The sequence below is a fragment of the Ureibacillus yapensis genome (genome assembly GCF_003515775.1).
GTDB classification, from domain to species: Bacteria; Bacillota; Bacilli; order Bacillales_A; family Planococcaceae; genus Ureibacillus; species Ureibacillus yapensis.
Map to the genome: position 1 here is coordinate 66,181 of NZ_QWEI01000011.1, position 18,194 is coordinate 84,374.

Annotated in this window: 14 protein-coding genes, 1 riboswitch and 1 other annotated feature; of the genes, 4 read left to right on the plus strand and 10 right to left on the minus strand. The window is 40.7% G+C overall.

All coding sequences use genetic code 11. The annotated features are described in order from the left end of the window. Nucleotides 1–6 precede the first annotated feature (6 nt). The 6 genes from D1B33_RS16075 to D1B33_RS16100 all read right to left on the minus strand — a co-directional run bounded on the left by D1B33_RS16075 (nucleotide 7) and on the right by D1B33_RS16100 (nucleotide 7,977). Nucleotides 7–1,830 (minus strand): assimilatory sulfite reductase (NADPH) flavoprotein subunit, encoded by a 1,824-nt coding sequence (locus D1B33_RS16075; protein ID WP_118877424.1) that lies wholly within the window; start codon nucleotides 1,828–1,830, stop codon nucleotides 7–9. Between the two features lie 24 nt (nucleotides 1,831–1,854). Further along, complete coding sequence (locus D1B33_RS16080) at nucleotides 1,855–2,001, minus strand: YezD family protein (protein WP_118877425.1); 147 nt, start codon at nucleotides 1,999–2,001, stop codon at nucleotides 1,855–1,857. Continuing rightward, complete coding sequence (locus D1B33_RS16085; protein ID WP_118877426.1) at nucleotides 1,994–2,752, minus strand: sirohydrochlorin chelatase; 759 nt, start codon at nucleotides 2,750–2,752, stop codon at nucleotides 1,994–1,996. The genes D1B33_RS16080 and D1B33_RS16085 overlap by 8 nt, the downstream gene beginning before the upstream one ends. Before the next feature lie 39 nt (nucleotides 2,753–2,791). Further along, the gene (cobA, locus tag D1B33_RS16090) at nucleotides 2,792–3,562 is read right to left on the minus strand and encodes a uroporphyrinogen-III C-methyltransferase (RefSeq protein ID WP_118877427.1); all 771 of its coding nucleotides are present in this window, start codon (nucleotides 3,560–3,562) and stop codon (nucleotides 2,792–2,794) included. A gap of 344 nt (nucleotides 3,563–3,906) precedes the next feature. Next, a complete protein-coding gene (gene leuS / locus D1B33_RS16095) occupies nucleotides 3,907–6,321 on the minus strand; it encodes a leucine--tRNA ligase (protein WP_118877428.1) in 2,415 nt (804 codons plus the stop codon). Between the two features lie 224 nt (nucleotides 6,322–6,545). Then, nucleotides 6,546–6,759: a binding site (T-box leader), on the minus strand. Between the two features lie 48 nt (nucleotides 6,760–6,807). Next, on the minus strand, nucleotides 6,808–7,977 hold the full coding sequence (locus D1B33_RS16100; protein ID WP_118877429.1) for an MDR family MFS transporter: 1,170 nt from the start codon (nucleotides 7,975–7,977) through the stop codon (nucleotides 6,808–6,810). Nucleotides 7,978–8,194: 217 nt separating this feature from the next. Here D1B33_RS16100 and mnmL point away from each other — a divergent pair, with 217 nt between their 5' ends. Together mnmL and mnmM are read left to right on the plus strand one after the other, a co-directional pair. Beyond that, nucleotides 8,195–9,157: a tRNA modification radical SAM protein MnmL/YtqA gene (mnmL, locus tag D1B33_RS16105; protein WP_118877430.1), complete on the plus strand. Its 963-nt coding sequence runs from the start codon at nucleotides 8,195–8,197 to the stop codon at nucleotides 9,155–9,157. 36 nt (nucleotides 9,158–9,193) lie between these two features. Further along, nucleotides 9,194–9,775 carry a tRNA 5-(aminomethyl)-2-thiouridylate-methyltransferase MnmM gene (gene mnmM, locus D1B33_RS16110; RefSeq protein ID WP_118877454.1) on the plus strand — a complete coding sequence of 194 codons (582 nt, stop codon included), beginning with the start codon at nucleotides 9,194–9,196 and terminating at the stop codon, nucleotides 9,773–9,775. 38 nt (nucleotides 9,776–9,813) lie between these two features. On the opposite strand, the gene D1B33_RS16115 is transcribed toward mnmM, so the two are convergent. Next, nucleotides 9,814–11,334 carry an alanine/glycine:cation symporter family protein gene (locus tag D1B33_RS16115; protein WP_118877431.1) on the minus strand — a complete coding sequence of 507 codons (1,521 nt, stop codon included), beginning with the start codon at nucleotides 11,332–11,334 and terminating at the stop codon, nucleotides 9,814–9,816. 187 nt (nucleotides 11,335–11,521) lie between these two features. Then, complete coding sequence (locus D1B33_RS16120; RefSeq protein ID WP_118877432.1) at nucleotides 11,522–12,322, minus strand: alpha/beta hydrolase; 801 nt, start codon at nucleotides 12,320–12,322, stop codon at nucleotides 11,522–11,524. A gap of 113 nt (nucleotides 12,323–12,435) precedes the next feature. On the opposite strand from D1B33_RS16120, the gene D1B33_RS16125 reads away from it, so the two are divergent. Then, nucleotides 12,436–12,948: a gamma carbonic anhydrase gene (locus D1B33_RS16125; protein ID WP_118877433.1), complete on the plus strand. Its 513-nt coding sequence runs from the start codon at nucleotides 12,436–12,438 to the stop codon at nucleotides 12,946–12,948. Between the two features lie 547 nt (nucleotides 12,949–13,495). Here the strand turns inward: D1B33_RS16125 and D1B33_RS16130 are convergent. Both D1B33_RS16130 and metK read right to left on the minus strand, forming a co-directional pair. After that, nucleotides 13,496–14,584: an acyltransferase gene (locus D1B33_RS16130; RefSeq protein ID WP_118877434.1), complete on the minus strand. Its 1,089-nt coding sequence runs from the start codon at nucleotides 14,582–14,584 to the stop codon at nucleotides 13,496–13,498. A gap of 126 nt (nucleotides 14,585–14,710) precedes the next feature. Further along, complete coding sequence (metK, locus tag D1B33_RS16135; protein ID WP_118877435.1) at nucleotides 14,711–15,907, minus strand: methionine adenosyltransferase; 1,197 nt, start codon at nucleotides 15,905–15,907, stop codon at nucleotides 14,711–14,713. 320 nt (nucleotides 15,908–16,227) lie between these two features. Next, nucleotides 16,228–16,338, minus strand: a riboswitch (SAM riboswitch). Nucleotides 16,339–16,535: 197 nt separating this feature from the next. Here metK and pckA point away from each other — a divergent pair. Next, nucleotides 16,536–18,122, plus strand: a complete 1,587-nt coding sequence (gene pckA, locus D1B33_RS16140; protein WP_118877436.1) for a phosphoenolpyruvate carboxykinase (ATP) — start codon at nucleotides 16,536–16,538, stop codon at nucleotides 18,120–18,122. Nucleotides 18,123–18,194 lie beyond the last annotated feature (72 nt).

Sequence of the window (18,194 nt, forward strand, 5' to 3'; positions counted from 1 at the left end):
TCCCCCTTAGTATACATCTCGTTGATAGCGTTTTTGTTTGCGTAAATCATCCAGATACGCTTTTGCTTCTTCTTCTGTTTTGCTTCCTTGTTCCGCGATGATTTGCAGCAATGTATTTTGAACATCCGCCGCCATACGATCTTTATCGCCACAGACATAGAAGTAGGCCCCATTTTCTAGCCATTCGTAAAGCTCGGCTGCATGTTTTTGCATTTTATGTTGTACATACACTTTTTCTTCTTGATCGCGAGAAAAGGCAACATCCATCTTTGTCAGCACGCCTGATTTCAGCCAGCTCTGCCACTCCGTTTGATAAAGGAAGTCCGTGACAAAATGCTGATCTCCAAAGAATAGCCAGCTCTTCCCTTGTGCCCCACGCTCTTCGCGTTCTTGCATAAATGAACGGAATGGTGCGATACCGGTACCGGGACCGACCATAATAATTGGCGCTTCATCGGCAGGCAATTTAAAGTTAGGGCTTTTTTGCACATAGACACGAACTTTATCGCCAATTTCCAGGTTGTCGGCAACATACGTCGAGCAAACACCCAGGCGATTTCGACCGTCAACTTCGTACCGCACCGCAGCAATTGTTAGATGCACTTCGTCCGGATATGCACTTAAGCTGCTTGCAATGGAATACTGTCTTGGTGGTAATTTTCTCAATGCATCCACAAAGCTTTGTTCATTCCAGCTGAAAGGTGCAAATTTTTCGACAACATCAAGCAAATCGCGGCCATGCGTATATGTTTTAAACAATTCTCTATCCGCAAGAATTGCATGGAATTCTTCGTTTAGCGTATATTCGCCAATTTTCTTCATAACAGGTTTCGTTAGTGGTGTAATCTCCAATAGATAAGTTAATGCATCCTTTAATGTTAACTCTTCATTCTCAACAGTAACTGTTTTCCCCGCTTCAAATCCTAGCGCTGAAATCAATGAATTCACTAGGTTTTCATTGTTTAACGGATAAATGGCAAGACTATCTCCCGGCTCAAATGTAATTCCTGACCCTTCAAGAGATAACTCTAAATGAATGGTTTCTTTGTTGGAACCTTCGCCATTGAGATTAATTTTTTCCAGCACCTCAGCGCTAAATGGATTTTTGCGCGAATATTCTATAGCTGGTTCTACTACGGTTGGTGCTGCTTCCTGAGCATTTTGCTGAACAACTTCACCTTGCTGCAGCTTCTCCTTTACAGCATCAAACCATTTCGCAGCCGGCTCATCATAGTCAAGATCGCAATCAACTCGTTCCACCAATCTTTGCGCACCTAGTTTTTCTAATTGTTCGTCGAAATCCTTCCCTGTTTTGCAGAAAAATTCATAAGAACTATCGCCAAGAGAAAGAACTGCAAATTTAACGTGATCTAACTTTGGAGCCCGTTTTCCATAAAGGAAGCCATGGAATGAAATTGCATTATCAGGCGGTTCTCCTTCACCATGGGTACTGGCAATGACAAGTAAGTGGTCCAGTTTTTTCAGGTTATTTGTTTTGAAATCGCTCATGGATGAAACATTTACTTCAAAACCGGCTTTTTCCAGCTGTTCGCCATACTTTTTGGCCAAACCTTGCGCATTTCCAGTTTGAGAGCCATAAAGAATGGTAATATTTTTTGCTTTGGCAGCAGGAGCTTGCAAAGCTTGAACATTGCCGGCAACTGCCACATTTTCTTTCGGTGGTTCCACTGCCGCAGTTTGCACGGAAGCATTTGCAGTTAAGTAGCCTGTTAACCAGATTTTCTGATTGAATGTTAATGTTGCTAAAACTTCGTTTAATTGTTTTACTTGCTGTTCACTAAAAGGGCTATTTGTAACTTCTAACTTCACTTGACTACACACCTCTTCGGAAGATTATTTTATTCTAATTTTCTCATTTTTTTCGATTTGTACAACCACATTATCCTGCACAATCAAAGTGATTGAGCCATAATCCATCGTGCTGATCAGTTTTTTCAATTTTTCCACTGCCTGCTCAAAGTTTTCTTGTTTTTTATCCATTCGAAACACTCCCTGTATTCGAATATAACGTTTCTTCTACTCGTTCCCTTAACACATCACGCACGTTTGGATCATATCCCAAGCAATCGCATAGAACAGCTTCCTTCTCTGAAAATCCTTGTAATGCTATCTTTTGCTTAATGCCATTCTTCAATAACCCTGTAAACAATAGATAAGGAACGATATAAACCGGATTTCTTTGATGTTCGCTCAATTGATTTAAGGTTTTGTCAAATGAGGGACCATTACCGTATAAGAAACAAATATCTACATTTGCAAATTGATATTGTTGTTTTAAAGCATCTGCAATTTCCTGAAAATCGGTTTGGACCGCTGGATCACTGCTGCCTCTTCCAATCAACAAAACATCCATTTCCTTATTCAGCATGGAACTTTTTTGTTCTACTCTGTCGTGTAAACTGCTAATCAATTTTTCGTGGAGTCCAAATGGTTTCCCGAATGTAAAAGCAACGTTTGGATAAAGTTCTTTCGCTTGGTCAATCTCCAGTGGAATATCTTGCTTTGCGTGATTGGCCGTTAATAAAAGAATAGGAATAACAGCTATATTAGTCGCACCTTTTGAAACGCATGCAGCAACCCCTTCCAATATGGATGGCTGAGCCAGTTCAAGGAAACAAATTTCTTGAATTTCAACAGCAATATGAGGTTTTACGGACTCGACAAAGGAAATCGCTTCTTCAACACCCGCCTTTACACGACTGCCATGTGCTACATATAATACCGCTTGCATTCGCTATCCTCCTTTATTAAACAAATTCATTGAATGAATTTAAACGGACATTTTCTCCAAATTTTTTTGGGACTCCTCGAACCATGCAATTTTTTCTCTCATTTTTACCACTTCACCAACAAGAATCATGCTTGGATTTTGAATTTTTTGCTGTTTTGCAATTTCTACAATTGTATCCAATGTACCTGTAATGGTTTGTTGATGATCTGTCGTACCCCAATGAATCAAGGCTACGGGCGTTTTAGGATTGCGTTTATATTTCATTAACTGGTCAGTAATATAAGGCAGATTGCCAACACCCATATAGATTGCGAGAGTATCAACCGATTCCGCCAACCCTTTCCAATTGATGGAGTCCTCTTTCCCTTCCCGCATATGGCCAGTGACAATCGCAAAACTTGATCCTAAATCACGATGCGTAACTGGTATCCCAGCATAGGCAGGAGCTGCGATTCCCGAGGTGATTCCTGGAACCACTTCAAAAGGAATCCCTGCTTCAACCAGCACTTCAGCTTCTTCGGCACCACGGCCAAAAACGAAGGGATCTCCACCTTTAAGACGCGTTACCACTTTCCCTTTGCTTGCATGATGGACGAGCAATGAATGAATGCGTTCCTGGATGACGCCATGCAATTTCGGCAATTTCCCTACAAAAATAAGCTCTGCATTCGGCTTTGCATATTCCAATAATTCCTTGTTCACCAAACGATCGTATAATATTACATCCGCTTGCTGAATACATTTCAGGCCCTTGACGGTTATTAAATCGACACTTCCGGGTCCTGCTCCAACTATATATACTTTCCCCACTACAAACCCCCCGAGCATATCCATAATACATTAATATAAACACAACAATTCTTATTGGTCAACTATGTTTTTGAAATTATCGACTTTTCTGTTATTTAATCCTCCAACTTTGCTGCTAATAAGAATTTTGTGTTTTCGATGGCTGAATTTTCGCTGTCCTATAGAGAATCTTCAATTAAAATAAAATCTAAAACAATTATATAACATTAATTGTCTCCTAAAAATTCTTATTTTCCATTTTCCTTATTTTTTAAGGAAAATGAGGAATTTCTTTGACCTTTGCCGCGAAAATAAAAAAACTGCCCCAATAAATGATTTTTCATACATTCTGGGCAGTTGAATTTTTATTTTACGACAATATTTACAAGTTTCCCTGGAACCGCAATGACTTTCACGATTTGTTTTCCATCGGTGAATTCTTTTACTTTTTCATCTGCTTTTGCAAGCTCTTCAAGTTGTTCTTTTGTTGCATCTTTTGCAATTTTTACTTTGGAACGCAATTTGCCGTTCACTTGTACAACAACTTCAATTTCATCATCCACTAATTTTGCTTCATCAAAAGCAGGCCACTCTTCATACGTTAGTGTACCGGAATGTCCAAGAAGTTCCCAAAGTTCTTCGGAAACATGTGGTGCAATCGGAGCCAGCAGTTTTACAAAGCCTTCTGCATATTCCATTGGCACAACGTCTGCTTTATAGCAATCATTGATAAATACCATCATTTGTGAGATCGCTGTGTTGAAACGTAAATGCTCGTAGTTATCCGTTACTTTTTTCACTGTTTGGTGGTACGATTTCTCAAGCGTTGTATCCTGGCTGTTTTGAATTTTGCCGGATAACGTGCCTTCCTCTGTTGCATACAGGCGCCAAATACGATCCAGGAAACGACGGGCACCATCAAGGCCATTTGTTGACCATGCGACGGAAGCATCCAGAGGTCCCATAAACATTTCGTATAAACGAAGCGTATCGGCACCATGGCTGCTTACGATATCGTCGGGATTTACCACGTTTCCTTTCGATTTGGACATTTTTTCATTGCCCTCTCCCAATATCATTCCTTGGTTGAATAATTTTTGGAAAGGCTCTTTTGTTGGCACAACGCCTAAATCATAAAGCACTTTATGCCAGAAACGAGCGTAAAGCAAGTGCAGTACGGCATGCTCTGCTCCACCGATATAAATGTCCACCGGCAACCAGCGTTTTAATAACTCAGGGTCGGCAATCGCTTCGCTATTTTTCGGATCGATGTAACGAAGGAAGTACCAGCTTGATCCTGCCCATTGAGGCATTGTATTTGTTTCGCGGCGGCCTTTTTTGCCAGTTTCCGGATCCACTACATTAACCCATTCTTCAATATTGGCCAATGGTGATTCTCCAGTACCCGAAGGACGGATATTGGACGTTTTTGGCAATTCCAATGGCAATTCACTTTCCGGAATTGTTGTCATTGTGCCATCTTCCCAATGAATCACCGGGATTGGCTCTCCCCAATAACGCTGGCGGGAGAATAGCCAGTCACGTAAACGGTAGGAAATTTTCTTCTCGCCCACACCATTTGTTTCAAGCCATTCGATCGCTTTCGTAATCGCCTCGGTTTTATTCAAGCCATTTAGGAAATCGGAGTTGATATGGGCTCCGTCACCTGTGAACGCTTCTTTTTCAATGTCTCCGCCCTCAAGGACCGCAATAATTTCCAAACCGAATTCTTTGGCAAATTCATAGTCGCGTTCATCATGAGCAGGTACGGCCATGATCGCACCGGTTCCGTATGAAGCCAATACATAGTCTGCAATCCAGATTGGCACTTCTTTGCCGTTAATCGGATTGACAGCAAAGGCACCCGTGAATACACCTGTTTTTTCTTTTGCTAGATCTGTACGCTCAAGATCCGATTTCATTTTCACTTTTTCAATATAAGCCTCTACCGCTTCACGTTGTTCAGCCGTTGTGATTTCATCTACTAAATCATGCTCAGGCGCCAACACGCAATAAGTTGCGCCAAATAGAGTATCTGGACGAGTTGTAAACACCTCGAAGTTTTGGTCAGTTCCTGCAACGTTAAACTTCACCTGTGCACCTTCCGAGCGTCCGATCCAATTGCGCTGCATATCCTTAATGGATTCCGGCCAGTCAACGTCTTCCAAATCATCCAGCAAGCGATCGGCATATTTTGTAATGCGCAATACCCATTGGCGCATTGGTCGACGCTCAACAGGATGTCCGCCACGTTCGGATTTGCCATCGATTACTTCTTCATTGGCAAGAACCGTTCCCAGCGCAGGGCACCAGTTTACCGGAATTTCATCAACATAAGCTAAATCCATTTCTACAAGCTTTGTAAAAATCCATTGTGTCCATTTGTAATATTCTGGATCCGTTGTGTTGATTTCACGATCCCAATCATAAGAGAAGCCCAATTCTTGAATCTGGCGTTTAAATGTCGAAATATTCTTTGCCGTAAATTCAGCCGGATCGTTTCCTGTATCCAGCGCATATTGCTCAGCCGGAAGTCCGAAAGCATCCCATCCCATCGGATGAAGCACGTCATATCCTTGCATACGTTTGAAACGAGACAAAATATCCGTCGCTGTATAACCTTCAGGGTGACCTACGTGCAACCCGGCACCGGATGGATATGGGAACATATCCAAAGCATAAAATTTAGGTTTTGAAGGGTCGTTTAATGTTTTAAACGTTTTATGGTCTTGCCAATATTGTTGCCATTTTTTTTCGATTTGTTGATGATTAAAAGCCATGTGTTCTTGTCCTCCTTAATAGTATAGGCACGCTGTTTTTTCGACACGAAGGAATAAAGTGTTAAGTAAAAAAGCTCATCAAGAGTAGATTATCCTAATTATGGTAAATTTAATCCAATACGTTCTTTATGTATAGAATTAGTTTTTTAAATGATTACAAAAGCAGCTAACTTTTGGGAAGTTGACAAAATATTTAAAAAATAAAAAAACTCGTCCCCTTCTATGAAAGGGACGAGAGAATTTCGTAAACTCCCGCGGTACCACCCAAATTAGTGACACTTCACTCAGCTTAGTTCCTTAACGCGGATCACGGTTTTAGTTACTTTCTTCACTAAAACAGACTCCAAGGCGAGTTCAATTCCTCTACTCACTAGCTCACACCAGCCGCTAGCTCTCTTTAAAGCTTCAAAATCTACTATTCCTTTTCATTGTCGTACTATCACTATTTTCCTCATTTTAATGGAAATATTCGAAATATACAAGTACTTAAAAAGGTTCTCGGCTTTTAAGCGGGCGATCATAGAAAATACAGGGAAGAATCGCAATAACCAACATGGCCGATAAAATGTAAATCAGAATATTCATCCCATAAGTATCGACAACAATGCCCCCAAATAAAGGACCGATCATTCGGCCTACAGAGCCGATGCCGTTCACGATTCCCTGGTAAGTGCCCCCCTTGCCTATTGGCGCTAAATTATTGGCAATTGTCGGGACTGCCGGCCAAACGAGAATTTCTCCAACTGTTAAAATCATCATCGAAATAGCAAACATTTTAAAGTCGCCTGCAAATAAAATAACGGTATACGAAAGCATCATAATAATCATGCCAACAACCAATTGGCCTTTGATTTGCTTTTCGAACTTCCTTACAAGCGGATTGATCAATGGCTGCAGTGTAATGATCAACACGCCGTTGATCGTCCATAGCAAGCTATATTGTTTCAAACTTATTCCGAGCTGTTGCATATAGGTCGACAGTGTTGACGGCCATTGCGAATAGCCAATCCATGTTAATAAAAATGCACTGCACAAAATAAGCAAGGCATATAGTTGAACTCTTGATGCACCATTGTTGCTCTTTTCTTCTTTCTTGATTTTTTCAATTTTAGGTGCCATGTTGCGGTAAGTGAATGCAGCAATCAATAGAAACACCACATACAATCCAAGATTGGATATAAATAAATAATCAAAACCAAAATCAGCGATTAGCCCCCCGAGAGCAGGACCAACCGCTACGCCTAAATTTTGTGCAAGATAAATGGCGTTGAATCCTTTTCTCCCGCCTTCAGGCCAAACAGCCCCTACTAGAGCAAACATTACAGGAATTACTATCCCGCTGCCGAACCCCATCAAAACCAAAAAATAAACATAATGCGGCCAGCCGTGCCAAATGGTTATGCCAATCAGCGCGACTACGGTAATAAAAATGCCCAACATGATGGATCGATATCCACCCATTTTATCGAATAAATAGCCACCTGCCAAGTTTCCCAGTACAGTAGCTCCGGCATTCAACATTAACACAAATCCCGCTACCGATAAGGATTGCCCTAAATGATCATGCATGTAAATGGTATTGAGCGGCCAGATAAACGAGCTTCCAGTAATGTTGATAAAAGCACCGATTACTAGCAGCCATACACTTTTAGGCATAAATAATTCCTCCAATAAAAAACTAACCTGTTCCAATACTATTGACAGATAGATAATATTAGTCCGTTCTTCAATAATTTTCAACAAAAACAATTCCGACCTTATGCACAGGAACTACTCAGAATAATCGAAATTGTCAGGGTGGTTTTGAATCATCAAAGTGGTTGGTACAATGGCAATTCTCATGATAAAATGAAACATTGAGGAGTGAACAAAAATGAATGATCAACAATTTCCCTTTCCTTCTGACGGGAAACGTTACTATACATGGAATCGCTATTTGCGCGATGAATTTGGCAAAAAGGTTTACAAAGTCGCATTGGATGCAGGTTTCGATTGTCCCAACCGGGATGGCACCGTCGCTTTTGGAGGTTGTACATTCTGCAGCGCTGCAGGGAGCGGCGACTTCGCGGGAAATCGCGTCGATCCTATCCCGGTGCAATTCGAAAAAATCAAAGAAAAAATGCAGCATAAATGGAAAGATGGCTTAACCATGGCCTATTTCCAAGCTTATACAAACACTCATGCACCATTGCATGTTTTAAAGGAAAAATTTGAAGCAGCACTTGCATGCGAGGGAGTTATGGGGCTGAGCATCGCTACGCGTCCAGACTGCTTGCCGGATGATGTTGTGGAATATTTAGCGGAATTGAATGAAAGAACGTACCTTTGGGTCGAACTGGGCTTGCAAACGGTCCACGAAAAAACCGCGAATCTAATTAACCGCGCGCATGATTATGCAACCTACGTGGAAGGCGTTGAAAAGCTTCGCAAACATAATATTCGTATTGTTACCCACATTATCAACGGGCTGCCATTGGAAAACTACGATATGATGATGGAAACAGCAAGAGAAGTAGCAAAACTGGATGTTCAGGGAATCAAAATCCACTTGCTGCATTTGTTAAAAGGAACGCCATTGGTAAAACAATACGAAAAAGGCATGCTCGAATTTCTCGAAAAAGACCAATATATCCAGCTTGTTGCAGACCAACTGGAAATCATCCCGCCAGAAATGATTGTGCATCGCATCACGGGAGACGGTCCGATTGATCTAATGATCGGCCCTATGTGGAGCGTCAACAAATGGGAAGTACTGAACGGCATTGATGCTGAACTTGAACGCCGCGGCAGCTGGCAAGGAAAACTGTATGTTCCCTCCACAAACAAAATCGTCTAAACAGCACAATCAGTTCCTTAGGAGAATCAATACATGGTGAAATTACAGCGCGTTTTACAATATGCACAAACCCTTCTTTCCCAAGCGATCGAAAAAGGCGAAAGTGCTGTCGATGCGACTGCAGGCAATGGGCATGACACTTTATTTCTTGCGGAGCTAGCAGGCGAAAGTGGACATGTTTATGCTTTCGATATTCAGCAACAGGCCATAGAGGCGACAAAATATCGCCTGGCAGAACATAATATAAACAATGTCTCTCTTATATTGGATGGACACGAAAACGTTTCTAAATATGTCCAGCAGGAAATTGCCGGTGCCATCTTTAACCTCGGATATTTGCCCGGTGCGGATCATGAAATCGTGACCAAGGGAAATACCACGATAACTGCGATTGGGCAACTGCTTCAATTATTAAAAATCGGCGGAATCATCGTTTTGGTTGTTTACCACGGCCATGAAGGCGGAAAAAGGGAGCGAGACGAAGTGCTGGAATTCGTCAGTTCGCTTCCCCAAAAAAATGTCCATGTTCTTCGTTATGAATTTATCAATCAAAAAAATGATCCGCCTTTTATCATCGCCCTTGAGAAAGTAAAACAACTGCCGATTGAGTCTGAGTAATTCCAGATTCAATCGGCAGTTTTCTTTTTAACTTAGAATTAATTTTTCCCTACTAATTCTTTGTCTTTTTCAGAGGTTGGCGTCTCAGCTGAAGCTTTATTATTAGCTTCTTGTTCTAATTTTCTCTCAATCCAGTAATTTGCATCTTTAATCCCTAATTTTTCTGGATCAAAGACTGGATCTAATCCTTGTTTTCTTTGTTTCTCATAATCTTTCAATGCTATAATCGTCGGTTTACTTATAAATAACATCGCTACAATGTTAACCCAAACCATTAATCCGAGACCTACATCCCCTAATGCCCATGCTAAATCCGATGTTCTTACAGTACCGAAGAAGATTGCAGCCAACAATCCAATTTTCAGTACCCAGGTTGCGATTTTTTCTTTTGCTCCTCCAAATAGATAGGAGACATTGGTTTCGGCGATATAGTAATAAGCCATGATTGTTGTAAAAGCAAAGAAGAATAAGGCAAATGCAACAAATATGGCCCCAAAATTATTCAATGATGGGAATGCTGAAGATACAGCCAGTTGTGTAAAGTCAGAATAAGTTGCTCCTGGGACATTCTCAACCATCATTTGTCCATCGGAAGAATTGACTTGTACATTATATTGCCCTGTAAATAGAATCATTAAAGCTGTTGCTGTACAAATTAACATTGTATCGATATAAATGGAAGCAGTTTGTACTAACCCTTGTTTTACAGGATGCGAAACTTCCGCAGCCGCCGCCGGGTGAGCGCCCGTTCCTTGACCTGCTTCGTTGGCGTACAGGGCACGTTTTACTCCCCAAGCAATTGCAGCACCGAGCATTCCACTGAATGTTGCGTCCAGGTTAAATGCACTTTTAAAAATTAAAACAAAAACGGCAGGCACATCTTGTATATTGATAATAATGATGATAAGTGCCATTAACACATATGCTGCCGCCATAAAAGGAACAATAACTTCAGCTGCATTGGCAATACGCTTTACGCCGCCTATGATAATGAACCCTATGATTCCCACCGTAATTAATCCCATAACCCATGGTGGAATGCCAAATGCCACATTCATTGTACTTGCAATGGCATTCGATTGAACACCCGGCATCAGAATCGCCATTGCCAAGATTGCTGCAATTGCAAAGATGATTCCCAAAGCCCTAATTCCGGTACCTTTTTCAATATAAAATGCTGGACCACCACGATACTGGCCGTTTTTCTTTTCTTTATAAATTTGTGCCAAAGTTGATTCCACGAATGCTGAAGATGCCCCAATCATCCCCGTAATCCACATCCAAAATACCGCACCTGGACCACCAAACGCGATTGCGGAGGCAGTACCGATAATATTTCCTGTACCAATTCGTCCTGATAATGCGATAGCTAAAGCTTGGAATGAAGATACTCCTGCTTCTGATTTTTCACCGCTAAACATTAAAATAAACATTTCTTTAATTTGACGAACTTGTACAAATCTTGTGAGTATTGAAAAAAACAAACCGGCTGCTAAAATTCCATATACCGTAACCGAACTCCAAAGAACTCCATTAAGCCAACTTACAATCCCCTCCATAAATCCACCCCTTCAATAATTTTAATAATTATAATATTCTATATATTACCTAAACTAGAAACAGTTAGCAAGACGGTTTCTAGCAAATAATATGAAATATTTTCTATTTTCAGAATAATGAAAGGGTGATTTTTATTAAAAAATGGACTACCTTATTGATACAAATAAGATAGTCCAAAAAAATTTATTAAATTATATAACCCAACGAGCGAATTACGTTGTTAATAAAATCTTTTTCATACATAAAAATTTCTTCGCGTTCGTTATCATGATACACATTATGGCAGCTAGCCTGCCACTCTTTATATTGAATTTCCGTTGAGTTTTGATGAAACAGCCAGTTGCGTGCCACAGCCGGATCTGTAATTTGATCTTGTTTTGCTGATATGAGCAAAATCGGCAAAGACAAAACCCCTTCCTTTTCGGAAGTAATATTCTTCATCAGGTTCATCACATCTTTATACCAGCGCACGGTTACATTGGAATGATAAGGGATATGATCCGACATTTCCTGATAGCCTTCATTATTGCTCGTCAATAACTTTTTGTCGATTTTCAGCGAGATTTTTTTGCCTGATGGAATCGTTCCTAAACTCGTCATGGCATTGGTTAATAAATTGGCCGTTTTTTTCAAGTTCATCCACGGAGATGTCAAAATCACTCCCGCGCATTCCATTGTATTTTTCTTTAAAAACTGGATTGCCAACGTGGCACCCAAACCATGTCCCAACATAAATACAGGCAGTTGATAAACCAACGCATTCTGCATTAGTTTCTTGATGAACTCTAAATATTCGGCAATATCTTCATCATGAAGCTTGGCATATTTCAGGTTTTTCCCATGCCCGGGCAAATCGCCCATAATGACCGTATAGCCTTCTGTTCGAAGCTTTTCAATAAGCCATGCGTACCATTCATGATGTTCGAATGCGCTATGTATAATAACGACAACTGCTTTCGCTTGTCCTTCCGCTTCCCATTTCCACATACATGCCCCTCCTGACTGAATGCGAGTGGGTAAATATACCAATCGTTTTTCATTCTACACTTAATTTGATAGGATAATAATATATATATTACTTAGAAACGAGGAGATTTTCGATGATTTACCCTTTTAAAGATAAAAATCCGAAAATAGACCCATCTGTTTATATCGCAGACCATGCAGTCGTGACTGGCGATGTCACTATTGGCGAGGATACTACCATATGGTTCAATACCGTTATCCGAGGGGATGTGGCGCCTACCATCATCGGCAAACGCTGCAGCATCCAGGATTTGAGCTGCATCCATCAAAGCCCTGATAATCCCGTTATTATCGAAGACGATGTAACGATTGGCCACCAAGTGACTTTGCATGGATGTGTGATTCGAAACAATGCGCTGGTCGGGATGGGTTCCATTATACTGGATGGTGCCGAAGTTGGGGAAGGTGCATTTATTGGTGCAGGCAGTCTAGTGCCCCCCGGCAAAAAAATCCCTCCGAACAGCTTGGCAATGGGCAGACCCGCAAAAGTGGTTCGGGAAGTAACACCCGAAGATCGCGAAGATATGGATCGAATTCTTCATGAATATGTGGAAAAAGGACGATATTATAAATCACTTCAAAAATGATTAACATATTGCCGGGATATTTTTTTAGAGATAAAAAGTACAATTCGAATGTGAATTGTACTTTTTCGCTTTTTTCGTGTATTAACTTATTGCAAGTAGAATACCATCAAGTCTAAAAACATGTAATGAGCTAAGGGAGTTTACAAGCAGTGCTATCGAAGACTCAGATGCAGGAAGTCTGCTTGTGCCAGTCGATGAGACGGCTCTCATAGACTCAAGAGCATCAACTTCGCTTGACGAGTCCATGGCAAGGGCTCTCGTAGACTCTAGAACCTCAAATCCCCTTGACCCAGTCTATGACAAGGGCTCTCATAGACTCGAGTACCTCAAATCCCCTTGATCCAGTCCATGACAAGGGCTCTCGTAGACTTAAAAGCATCAATTCCGTTTGCCGAGTCCACGACAAACATGCTCGGAGACTTAATAGGTTAAAATTCGCTTCTGCCAGTCCATGAGAAGTACACTTAAGAGACGCAGAAGCACAACATCTGCCTTTTCACTTTCTGCGCAAAAAAATGAGTTGCCCAAGTGAGGCAACTCATTTTTTCTATGCTTTCTTTCGAACTGTACCGAAAAGGAGCCATGAATATTTGAAATAACGGGTTATCAGCTCTACGGTAATCACAGAGAAAATTAACCCCGATAAAAATAGCCCCAGGTTGAATAAGTGGTATCCTGGATCTTGCGGCGCCATCGGAATCATGCGATAAATCAATAAGAAAAATGGATGGATTAAATAAACGCCGAACGATACTTCTCCAAGATACAATAAGACGTTTCTTACCTTTTCATTTAATTTATCATAAACGATAAAAGCAAATCCAAATATGAATAATGCAGCAAAATAGGTGTATGCATTCCACAGCAGCTCATAAACCAGTGAATCATATGAACCCAGCCCTACCCTTGTCAAATACATTACATAGACATAAGCAAAGCCTGTACCCAACCACAACAACGTAATCAGGTGTCTCTTGTTCGTTTTCAAGAAGGCACGGTATTGATCAAAATACATCCCCAAATAGATTCCCAGGAAATAATAAGACATATAGGAAAGGGAGATGCTTCCTTTTAAAGAAATCTGGAAATATTGATTGTTTAATAACACGAATGCCCACTGAATAAATATTCCGATGAAGATGGAGTATTTTGAGAACCATTTAAATTTCTGGGCCAAATACAGCACAAGTGGAAAGATTAAGTATAATTGAATACTGATAAATACAAAGTATAAGTGGGTATATGCTTTACCAGTCAATACTTTTTTCGTAAAAATTTTAACTGCTTCCATAAAACTATAATCGTAATAAAGATAAACAGTTAATGAAAAATAAAACAAAGAAAAGAGCAAATACGGAATAATGATATACAAAAAGCGTTTCTTGTAAAAACGGGCCAGCATTTTTTTCGTGATTTCCCGGTTTGCATAATTGTAAAACAACACAAAGCTGCTCAAGAAAATAAAGGTTGGTGTCCCGTATTTAAAGAAAATATTCAAGAAGTTATAAAAAGGATAACTTCTGCTAACAGTCGGCAAATCCACTGTGATAAAAGACGTGGAATGCACAAAAAGTACACCGATAATGGCAATTGCCCGTACAATTCCCAATTGGTCTAATTTTTCTTTTTTTAACATAAGTGAACCTTCTATTCTAAATAAAGTTGAATTTCATTTCCATGTTAATAGAAAACCGTAAACAATTGTACCATATAAATAAAATACAGATTGGAAATGGCTCCAATCTGCTATTTTATGGTCATATTAGAGACCAGCTTTTTCTTTTAAAAGTGGTGCAATATCTGTACTTTCCCATGGTACATCCAGGTCAGTGCGGCCGAAATGGCCATATGCTGCAGTTTGTTTGTAGATTGGTCTACGCAAGTCAAGCATCTTGATAATGCCAGCCGGACGTAAATCAAATAATTCACTAACCCACTCGACAAGCTGCTCTTCTCTTACTTTTCCCGTGCCAAACGTATCGATGGAAATGGAAACTGGACGCGCAACCCCGATCGCATAAGCCAACTGTACTTCCGCACGATCAGCCAAACCTGCAGCGACAATGTTTTTCGCCACGTATCTTGCTGCGTATGCTGCAGAGCGGTCTACTTTTGTTGGATCTTTCCCCGAGAAGGCACCGCCGCCATGGCGTGCATAGCCACCGTACGTATCAACAATAATTTTTCGGCCCGTTAATCCTGCATCCCCTTTTGGTCCGCCAATCACAAAACGGCCAGTCGGATTGATGAAATATTTTGTTTTTTCATCAATCAGCTCCATAGGAACCACTTGATTAATCACTTTTTCTTTCAAATCTTCCTGGATTGTTTCCAATGTTACTTCTTCGTCATGTTGGGTAGAAATAACAATAGTATCGATTCGAACAGGATGGTTGTGTTCATCATATTCTACCGTTACTTGAGTTTTGCCATCCGGCCGCAAATAAGGAATTTCCTTTGATTTGCGAACTTCCGCTAAACGTCTGGATAATCTATGCGCCAAACTGATTGGCAAAGGCATTAACTCAGGCGTTTCGTTGCAAGCAAATCCAAACATCAATCCTTGGTCGCCCGCTCCGATCGCTTCAATGTCTTCATCGGACATGGATCCTTCACGCGCTTCCAGGGCTTGGTCAACTCCCAACGCGATATCAGGCGATTGTTCGCCAATAGCAGTCAAGACTGCCAGGTTTTCAGCATCCAAGCCATATTTCCCGCGAGTATATCCAATTTCTTTCACCGTGTTGCGTACGACACTTTGGATATCCACGTAAGTTGAAGTTGTAATTTCGCCGGCCACTAATACCAACCCGGTCGTAACGGTTGTTTCACAAGCAACACGGGCATTTGGATCTTCGGTTAAAATCGCATCTAAGATGGCATCGGAAATTTGGTCACAAATTTTATCAGGATGCCCTTCTGTTACACTTTCTGATGTAAACAGTCGACGGTCTGTCATTTTGTTTCCTCCTAAAATCATAGCGAGATTCTTTTCTCGGTTGTTGATACGGTACTCATTATCCATGTTAAACCCGCTCTAAGGTAGTATGATCGCTTTCGTTTTATATGCATTTATCTTTGCTGCTTTTTAGGCTGATAGCAGCTAACTTGGTATGATTGTTTTGCGAATACGTACTCAAACATGGATTATAGAAAGGCACAGAGAAACTGAAGATTACCAGTCATCCCAAGTGTGTTCTAAAGTGAAAAAAAAAATTCCTTCACTCATTGTTTAATACATGAGTAAAAGGAATTGTCGTTTCATTACATTACCTTTCACTCTTATCGTTCAAGGGTATTCCCTTGCATCAGGTTGGCACCATCGCACTGTAATCATGCAGGTTGCCGGGCTTCACAGGGCCTTGACCCTCCACCAACTCGGGATAAGAGTATCCGTTCAAGATACCATCTTACGTAATGAAATCTCTCTTGTCAATTGTTTTCACACAAACTTTTAATGTTTAAAAATTTAAAAATATTTTTCTTCATTAGTATAGACTAATTGAGCGAATGTGTTATACTATTTATTAAATTAAACACAAATCCCCATAATTCGGGAATTCTATAAAAAGGATGGTATTTAATCGATGAATTCAGTAGAAATTTCAAACGAACTGAAGGAATTATTAAACGGCGATAATATTAAAGTTCAATTATCAGTACCACAATTAGTGGAAAAAGCAACAGAACGCGGCGAAGCAACTTTGACTGTCGATGGTGCTTTACGTGCTGAAACAGGAAAATACACTGGTCGTTCTCCTAAAGATAAATATATCGTAGAAGAAGAAAGTACAAAAGACAAAATTGACTGGGGCAGCGTAAACCGTCCTATTTCTGCTGAAGTGTTTGATCAATTATACTTGAAAGTTATCAACTATTTAAAAGAAAAAGATGAGCTATATGTATTCAAAGGGTTTGCGGGTGCAGACAAAGAATCCCAACTCTCGCTTCAAGTAATCACTGAATATGCTTGGCACAATCTTTTCTGTCATCAATTATTCATCCGTCCAACTGAAGAAGAAGCAGCATCCCATGTTGCAGAATTTACTGTCATCGGAGCTCCTAATTTTAAAGCAGATCCTCTTGTAGATGGCACAGAATCCGAAACATTTATCCTAGTATCTTTAGAAAAGAAAATCATCTTAATCGGCGGTACAGAATACGCTGGCGAACTGAAGAAATCAATCTTCGGCATTATGAATTACCTCCTGCCTGAGCGTGATATTCTATCAATGCATTGCTCAGCAAACGTTGGTGAAGACGGTGACGTGGCATTATTCTTCGGCCTTTCAGGTACCGGCAAAACAACATTATCAGCAGACAGCAACCGGAAATTAATCGGTGATGATGAACATGGCTGGTCAGACAATGGCGTATTTAATATTGAAGGTGGATGCTACGCAAAAACAATTAATCTATCTGCCGAAAAAGAGCCTGAAATTTACAATGCCATCCGTTTTGGTTCTGTTTTGGAGAACGTTGTCATCGATCCAGAAACTCGCGTGCCTGACTATGATGATAGCACACTTACGGAAAATACGCGTGCTGCGTATCCAATTCATTATATCGATAACATTGTCACTCCTTCTGTTGCAGGTCATCCGAAAACAATTGTTTTCTTGACTGCAGATGCATTTGGCGTATTGCCTCCAATCAGTAAATTAACGAAAGAACAAGCGATGTACCACTTCCTAAGTGGGTTCACATCCAAATTGGCTGGAACAGAGCGCGGCGTTACTCACCCGGAACCTGTATTCTCAACATGCTTCGGTTCACCGTTCCTTCCTCTTCCAGCAACTCGCTATGCTGAAATGCTAGGTGAGAAAATCGACCAGCACGGCGCACAAGTATTCTTGGTGAACACTGGCTGGACTGGCGGCGAATACGGAGTTGGTAACCGTATGAAGCTTTCATACACACGTGCTATGGTTCGTGCTGCGATTGATGGAAAACTTACTAATGTGGATACAATACAGGACAGCGTATTTGGCCTTCACATCCCAACTTCCATCAAAGGTGTACCAGACGAAGTTCTGAACCCTCGTGACGCTTGGGCAGATAAAGAAGCCTATGATCAAAAAGCTGCTTTCTTAAGCAACTTATTCAAAGAAAACTTCAATAAATTCACAAACGTCGCCGAAGACATCCTGAAAAAAGGCGGTCCAATCGCTTAATAAATAACCAAAGGACGTTCCCTACTACCGGGAACGTCCTTTTTTACGTGCTTGAACTCGGGTGGTTGACAT